The sequence below is a fragment of the Hydrogenophaga sp. genome, from assembly GCF_030158645.1.
In the GTDB taxonomy this organism is placed as follows: Bacteria; Pseudomonadota; Gammaproteobacteria; order Burkholderiales; family Burkholderiaceae_C; genus Hydrogenophaga.
The window spans coordinates 1-6,386 of the sequence record NZ_JAOASO010000137.1 but is presented as its reverse complement, the minus strand read 5'-3'; the positions used below and the strand labels follow the sequence as shown (position 1 = coordinate 6,386).

7 protein-coding genes are annotated in these 6,386 nt (G+C 62.5%); 3 read left to right on the top strand and 4 right to left on the bottom strand.

The features are described from left to right. Positions 1-245 precede the first annotated feature (245 nt). A complete protein-coding gene (gene nhaR / locus Q1W68_RS14925; protein ID WP_300649746.1) occupies positions 246-1,178 on the bottom strand; it encodes a transcriptional activator NhaR in 933 nt (310 codons plus the stop codon). 193 nt (positions 1,179-1,371) lie between these two features. On the opposite strand from nhaR, the gene Q1W68_RS14920 reads away from it, so the two are divergent. From Q1W68_RS14920 to Q1W68_RS14910, 3 genes are all read left to right on the top strand, one after another. Beyond that, positions 1,372-1,878, top strand: a complete 507-nt coding sequence (locus tag Q1W68_RS14920) for a universal stress protein (RefSeq protein WP_300649744.1) — start codon at positions 1,372-1,374, stop codon at positions 1,876-1,878. Between the two features lie 206 nt (positions 1,879-2,084). Further along, complete coding sequence (locus Q1W68_RS14915) at positions 2,085-2,588, top strand: hypothetical protein (protein WP_300649742.1); 504 nt, start codon at positions 2,085-2,087, stop codon at positions 2,586-2,588. 438 nt (positions 2,589-3,026) lie between these two features. After that, a complete protein-coding gene (locus tag Q1W68_RS14910; protein WP_300649740.1) occupies positions 3,027-3,302 on the top strand; it encodes a hypothetical protein in 276 nt (91 codons plus the stop codon). Positions 3,303-3,357: 55 nt separating this feature from the next. Here the strand turns inward: Q1W68_RS14910 and Q1W68_RS14905 are convergent, their stop codons facing one another. The 3 genes from Q1W68_RS14905 to Q1W68_RS14895 are packed head-to-tail and all read right to left on the bottom strand — an operon-like array spanning position 3,358 to position 6,344. Beyond that, on the bottom strand, positions 3,358-4,104 hold the full coding sequence (locus tag Q1W68_RS14905; RefSeq protein ID WP_300649738.1) for a Crp/Fnr family transcriptional regulator: 747 nt from the start codon (positions 4,102-4,104) through the stop codon (positions 3,358-3,360). Between the two features lie 12 nt (positions 4,105-4,116). After that, positions 4,117-4,941, bottom strand: a complete 825-nt coding sequence (locus tag Q1W68_RS14900; protein WP_300649736.1) for a response regulator — start codon at positions 4,939-4,941, stop codon at positions 4,117-4,119. Then, entirely contained in the window at positions 4,938-6,344 is a 1,407-nt protein-coding gene (locus tag Q1W68_RS14895) for an ATP-binding protein (protein ID WP_300649735.1), read from the bottom strand. The genes Q1W68_RS14900 and Q1W68_RS14895 overlap by 4 nt, the downstream gene beginning before the upstream one ends. Between the last annotated feature and the right edge of the window lie 42 nt (positions 6,345-6,386).

The window sequence follows — 6,386 nt, the reverse complement described above, 5'->3', positions numbered from 1 at the left end:
AAAGTCTCCGTCGTTGGCTGTGATTAAACAGGGAACACGGCGTCGAGCAGCGTTGCGACCACGGCAACGCGCATGGTGTGACGACCGTCAGGCACGCAAAGGGTGCGCTCTGGGCGTCGTGCTTGATGGCGCAGCCGTCTTGACGTGGGTTGTCGCGTTGATCCAACGCACGGCGACAGCCCAAACATCTTGATTCAAGACGCCAACCACGGTGTTCATTGAACTGAATGGGTTGGGCGCTGCGCTCAAGTTGATGATCTCTTCCCCCGCCGCCGCACTGGCTCCGCGAACAGCCGGTTGCGTGCTGCTTCGGTGATCGCAGTCACGCAAGGATGCGTGATGCGGCGCTCGACGGAGATTGCGAAGAATTCCTCCACGACCTCCGGCGTTGCCCCAATCGCACGCACGCCGTATTGCTTCTCGATGTCCCGTTCGAGCACCGTGGGTCCGACGAAGATACCCATCCCCCGCCGCCCGAACTCCTTGGCCAGTGCACTGTCATCGCACGCTGCAACCACTCGGGGATTCAGCGAGCTGTCCTCAAGCCACGTTCGCAGGCGCTTGCCCACTGCGGATTCCTCAGCCGGCAAGATCATCGGCGCTCCATCCAGACAATCCGGAAATCGCGCTCTGCCCGCTTCGGCGAGAACTGAAGGAGCGGCGAAAAAGCTGACCCCGCAGCTTCCCAGTCTGTGATTGAAAGCCCGAACGCTGACCGAGGACGGAATCGGTGCGTCCGCGATCACAAGGTCAAGACGGTGCATGGCCAACTCGCCCAAGAGCGTGTCGAGCTTCCACTCACGGCACACGATGCGAACAGGCTCTTGCAGCTTGGAGGCGGGTTCGATCAGCCTGCATGCAATGGTCTTGGGCACAGCATCGGCCACCCCGACGCGGAACTCCAACAGCTTGCTCTTGCTGGGGAAGTCGCGCACGGCTTCTTCGAGCTCTGCGCCGATCGAAAAGATGGACTCGGCATAGCCGAGCACGAGTCGCCCGGTCTCGGTGAGGGCCAGCCCACGCCCACTTTTGCTGAACAACGCTGTGCCCAGCGCCTCCTCAAGCAATTGAATCTGCCCGCTGATGGTTTGCGGCGACATGTGCAGATGTTCGCTGGCCCGCAAGACACCGCCACGCTTGGCCACTTGAAAAAAGTAGTGAAGGTGCTTGTAGTTCATGGTGCCAGCTGCTGATGGGGTGACCCCTCAATTTTGCCGTTTTCTCGTAGTGTCACATCAGAACAATCTGATTTTCAGGGAACGCGGTTGCCTGTAGATTGCCCGAAACAACGCAGTTCATGGTCCTCTGGGGATCGCAGCCCACCAGGTGAATATCTGTTGTGCATCCCACTTCTTGTTTGGAAAGATCGACTTGGCCACGCTATTGATTCCCTGCGACGGAACAACGCACGCAATGGTCGCCGTGAGACATGCGGCCTCGGCATTCCATCTTGGCGAGGTCCGGATGATTCACTTGCTCCATGTCCAGCCGCCCTTTTCAGCCAATGTCAGACGGCATGTCAAACGTGACCTGCGCGATGACTTTCACCGGGAACGCGCCGACGAGGCACTCGCCGGTGCCCGGCAGTTTCTCGACAACGCCGGTGTCCCCTACCGCGCACATCTGGAGGTGGGTGACAAGGCCCACTGCATCGCCGAGGCCGCCCGCCGTCTCTGCTGCCACCGCATCGTCATCGGCACGGCGCGCAAAAGCGCATTCGTGCGCGCTGTCGGAAATTCACTGACCACGCAGCTCATTGAGCGCTGCTCCGTCTCAGTGGAAGTGGTGGCCGGCGTGCCCGCTGGTGTGTTGGAACGGGTCGGTATTCCTGCGAGCGTGGGCACGGGCATGGCCTTGCTGTGGGTGGGCGAATCGTGAGTGCATCGCTTGATCCAACGCCTCGGTCCTTGCCCGACCCGTGCAGCGGCTTCGTACCCACCTTGGTGCGCGGATTCGCCGACGAACTCCGTGCGTGCGACCAGGCGTCTGGCAGCCTCAGCGCCCCGCTGCGGATGGGACGACTTCCAAGCGAGACCGTGGGTCCGATCGCCACTGCCAGACCATCGCCTTGACAGGAGCACCCCATGAACGTCCCGGCCCGGATGCTTCGTTCCTATCCACACAACAGCCCTGAGGCAGCGGCACGCATCGTGGCCGTCGCGCTTGTCGCCAACGGCGAGATCAAGGCGATCGAGACGGCCGCTCTGAACGCGCACGGTTGTCATCGGCGTCTCGGGATGACCGAGGCACAGTGGGACGGCGTTGTCCGCGACCTGTGCGCCGACTTGCATGGGTCGGCGCACAGCGTCGAGGAGCGATGTGTTTCCGGCGAAATGCTCGCTCACATGCTGCGCGAGGTTGACGACGACAGCACTCGACGCACTGTCTTGAAGCTGAGCTGCGCGGTGGTGTACGCCGACCGCTGCGTCGAGGCCGAAGAATCGTTGGTGCTGTTGGCCATGAGCGAGCACTGGGGACTGCACCCCGAGGATCACGCTTTGTTGGAGCCCATTCTTTACGGCATGGACTTTCAGGTGAGGCTGCGCGGCGCCCCTGTCATTGCCATCAACAGGCATCAGATGCGTTGAACCGAGGTGGTTCGAGCCCGTGGTTCTTGTTTTCCTTCTGGTCGCCCTGGTCTGAAGACAGGGGTCAGGGTGGAGCGCCGGTCGTGCTGGTCCCTCGCGCTGTCTGCATGGCCTTCAGTGCCGACGCCGAGGGATGCAACCCGAGAAGCAGCTCGCACGCACGTGACCGACCAGTTCCTTGATCCCCTCAGCCAGGGGGAGAAGGTGAAGTGACATGCTGGCACCGCTGGCACCGCTGGCACAGGCCATCATGGGCTTGATGGCGGGCGCACCGGGGCTGTTTGCACCCAGCACAGTGACGCTTGCGACCCGCTCCCAACATACCGGCAGACGGACACCCTCAGAAGGCTCACGGATCGGTGAACAACATCCTCGATAGGTGGCCAACATTTGAGTTTTTGGTGACACGCCTGCGCCTCGCACGAGCGGCTGCACTGCTTGCAAAAGCCGACCTTCAATCCGATGGATTGTGTTGATCTGCACGATCCGAACTTGCAGGGATCGTTGGCGCAGGAAACCATGGCAACGGGCTGCTTTCGCGGCGAAACCGACGACCCAACGCCAAGGGAAGTTCAAGACTGTTGCTCGACGTCCCGAAAGACAGCTGCGTTCATCACCGGCCAGTCAGCGGCCAGCCTTCCTCTGACTGCTGCACCCCCGAGACTCGGCATTCAAAGCGTTGAGACCGCAGCCTTCCAGCAGTTGAACGGCTGAGTGCAAGGCGAACTGGAACTACCGACTTGTTGGCGACACAGGCTGCCCCCCGAACTCATCGCCCCGAAGCCAGCAGTCTGCGCTGCTCGCCCTTGACCACGGCATAGCACTCACAGGCTCGATGTTCGAGTCCGGCGCGGTCCAGCACCGAAATATGGCCGCGGCGATAGCGGATCACGCCAGCCTGCTGCAAGCGCCCCGCCACTTCGGTGATGCTTTCTCTGCGCACCCCCAATGTGTTGGCGACGAGTTCGTGGGTCATCACCAGGTCGCTCGACGGCATACGGTCCAGGGCACACAGCAACCAGCGGCAGAACTGCTGTTCGATGGGGTGATGCCGGTTGCATGCCGCGAACAAGGTGATCTGGGCGATGAGCGAGAGGGCGTCTCGCAAGAGCAATCCTCGCAGAGGGCTCACGCCGTCGAAGGCCTGCTGCAACCGGCCCGCCGGCAGTCGAAATGCGCCGCCGGCCACGAGCACGCGGGCCGAACTGGCGGTCGTGTGGCCGCCCATGAAAAGCGCCAGGCCCACCATGCCTTCCCTGCCGACGGCCGCTGTCTCCGCCGAGGCGCCTGTTTCTGTCACGTAGTGAAGCGACACGATGGAAGTGGTCGGGAAGATGGCGTGGTGCAAAGGGCTGCCGGGTTCATAGATGGATTCACCCAAGCGCAAGGTGATCGGCTCCAGGTGCCTCGCCATGAGCTCGAAGTCCACATCCGGCAATGCGCCCAACAGGAGATTGAGCCGCGCCTGGTGCCGTTCGGGCTGCGGCAAAGGATTGAGCATGGGCTGCTGACGCATCAAGTCGTCCCTTCAATGGCCATCCGTCAACACTTCAACACCCACACCTCGGTAACCGATGAAGCGGCAGGTTCGGTCAAATATCGGTTGCCCGCTCACGCGGAACTGCCGACGCTCCCCGTCCGCCTCCTGGCGGCTGAGGTGAAAGTCCAGAAAAGGTTCGCGCGCGGCGATGCGTTTGAGCAAGGCCGCGCGCTCGGATTCGTTCCAGCCGATCTGCTGGGTGTCTTGCGGCGCATCGATCAATGCATCCACCTGGATGCCCAACATTTCCAGCACCGGCCCCGACACTTTCGTGAAGGCCCCTGATTCGTCCTGCTCCCAGTACCAGTCGGCCGCCAGTTCGGTCAGGCTGCGAAAGCGCGCTTCGCTGATCCGAAGTTCCTGCGTGCGCTCCAGGATGGTGGCTTCGAGCTGGCTGTTGTGCAGCGCCAGCTGGCGGTACAGCAAACGCACTTCCAGCATGTTGCGGATGCGGGTGTGGACCTCGGTCAGGTCCAGCGGCTTGCTGATGAAATCCTTGGCCCCGGCATTCAGCGCACGCAGTTTGTGGCCGGGCTGCGCCGTCAGCACGATCACCGGAAGGTAAGGGTCGCGCTCGATGGTCTTCAGGGCTTCCATGACCTGAAAGCCGTCCATGCCGGGCATCTGCAGATCCAGCAGGATCAGGTCGTAGTCGTGCTGGCGGTGCAGTGCCAACACTTCATCGGGCCGAAGGGTCGCCGTGACCTGGCTGTAGCCAGCGTCTGACAGCAGGCGCTGAAGCATGCGCACGTTGGTTTCCTGGTCGTCAACGATGAGGACGCGTGCGCCGAGGATGTCGCTGGAAGTGATCATGGCGTCTGTACCTTCTTCGAGTTCTCTGAGTTCTTTGCGGAAGTTGCCGAACTTGCCGTGAGTGCCGACTCTGAAACAACCGCTCTGGCTGGCGCCTGCTCCGGCCGATCGGCCAGGTCCAGGGCTGCGTCCAGCGCTTCGGTGAAGGAATCGATCTTGATCGGTTTGCTCAAGTAACGGAAGAAGCCAGCCTGAAGGCCTTTGTCAATGTCGTGCCGCATCGCCAGTGCGCTGAGCGCAATGACCGGAATGTGCGCAGTGGCTGCGTCTGCAGCCAGGTGCTCCATCGCTACCAGCCCGCTCATGCCCGGCAGGTTGATGTCCATCAGCACCACGTCGGGCTGCATCGTGCGTGCCAGCTGCAAGCCGTGCTCTGCGTCGCCAGCCAGCAGCAGGCGCACATCGGTGCGCTGCGCCAACAGGCGCTGCACCAGCAGCTGGTTGGCACGGTTGTCTTCCACGCACAACACGGTGCAGGGGCGTCGGCCGGCCACAGCGGGTTCGGGTGCCGTCGCGACTTGTGGCAAGTCAGGGGTGGTCTCGGCGGAGCTCGCCGGCACCGATGGCTGGACACCAGGCGTGTCCAGTTCCACCCAGAACACGCTGCCCTGGCCGACGGTGCTTTGCACGCCAATGCGGCCGTTCATCAATTCCACCAGGCGCTTGCTCAGTGCCAGGCCGATGCCCGTGCCTTCGATCGCTCCAGCCTCCCGACCCAAGCGCTCAAAGGGCTGGAAGATATGGGTCAACTGCTCGGGGCTCAGGCCGCTGCCGCTGTCTTCAATGCGGATGCAGATGCGGCCCTGCCCCACGGCTTCACAGTGCACCTGCACCGAGCCACCGTCGCGGTTGTACTTGATGGCATTGCTGAGGAGGTTGACGAAGACCTGCTTGAGACGGGTGCGGTCCACGATGACGATGCATGCGTCGTCTGGCCGTGCAACGCTCAGGCGTATGCCATGGGCTGCGGCCTGCCCTTCCACCAACGCCTGGCAGTCGTGCAGCACCTCGGCCAACGGCACCGGCTCCAGCACGCAGGACAGGCGGCCTGATTCGATCAGCGACAGGTCCAGAACCTCTTCGATCAGGCCCAGCAGGTACCAGCCCGCTTTCAGGATCTCTTCCACGCTTTCTTCCTGTCGCGGCGTGGGTGGCGGCGTGCCGGCCTGCAGCAGCTGCGCAAAGCCCAGCACGGCATTCAATGGCGAACGCAGTTCGTGGCTCATGTGAGACAGGAAGTCCGACTTCGCCTGGTTGGCGTCTTCGGCGGCAGCCAGCGCATCGATGAGGTCGACCTCCCTGGCCAGCAGCGCTGCTTCGGTGCGCCGCCGTTCGGTGATGTTGGTGAACAGCACCGCGACCTTGCGGCTGTCCGGTCCGCCCACTTTCAGCGGCGGATTCAACCGGTCGATGCAACAGATTCGCTGAACATCTCAGCGGGCGTA

Coding starts and splice junctions, on each gene's coding strand:
- Q1W68_RS14915 (WP_300649742.1), top strand. CDS start 2,085: ATGAACGTCCCGGCCCGGATGCTTCGTTCCTATCCACACAACAGCCCT.
- Q1W68_RS14905 (WP_300649738.1), bottom strand. CDS start 4,104: ATGCGTCAGCAGCCCATGCTCAATCCTTTGCCGCAGCCCGAACGGCAC.
- nhaR (WP_300649746.1), bottom strand. CDS start 1,178: ATGAACTACAAGCACCTTCACTACTTTTTTCAAGTGGCCAAGCGTGGC.
- Q1W68_RS14900 (WP_300649736.1), bottom strand. CDS start 4,941: ATGATCACTTCCAGCGACATCCTCGGCGCACGCGTCCTCATCGTTGAC.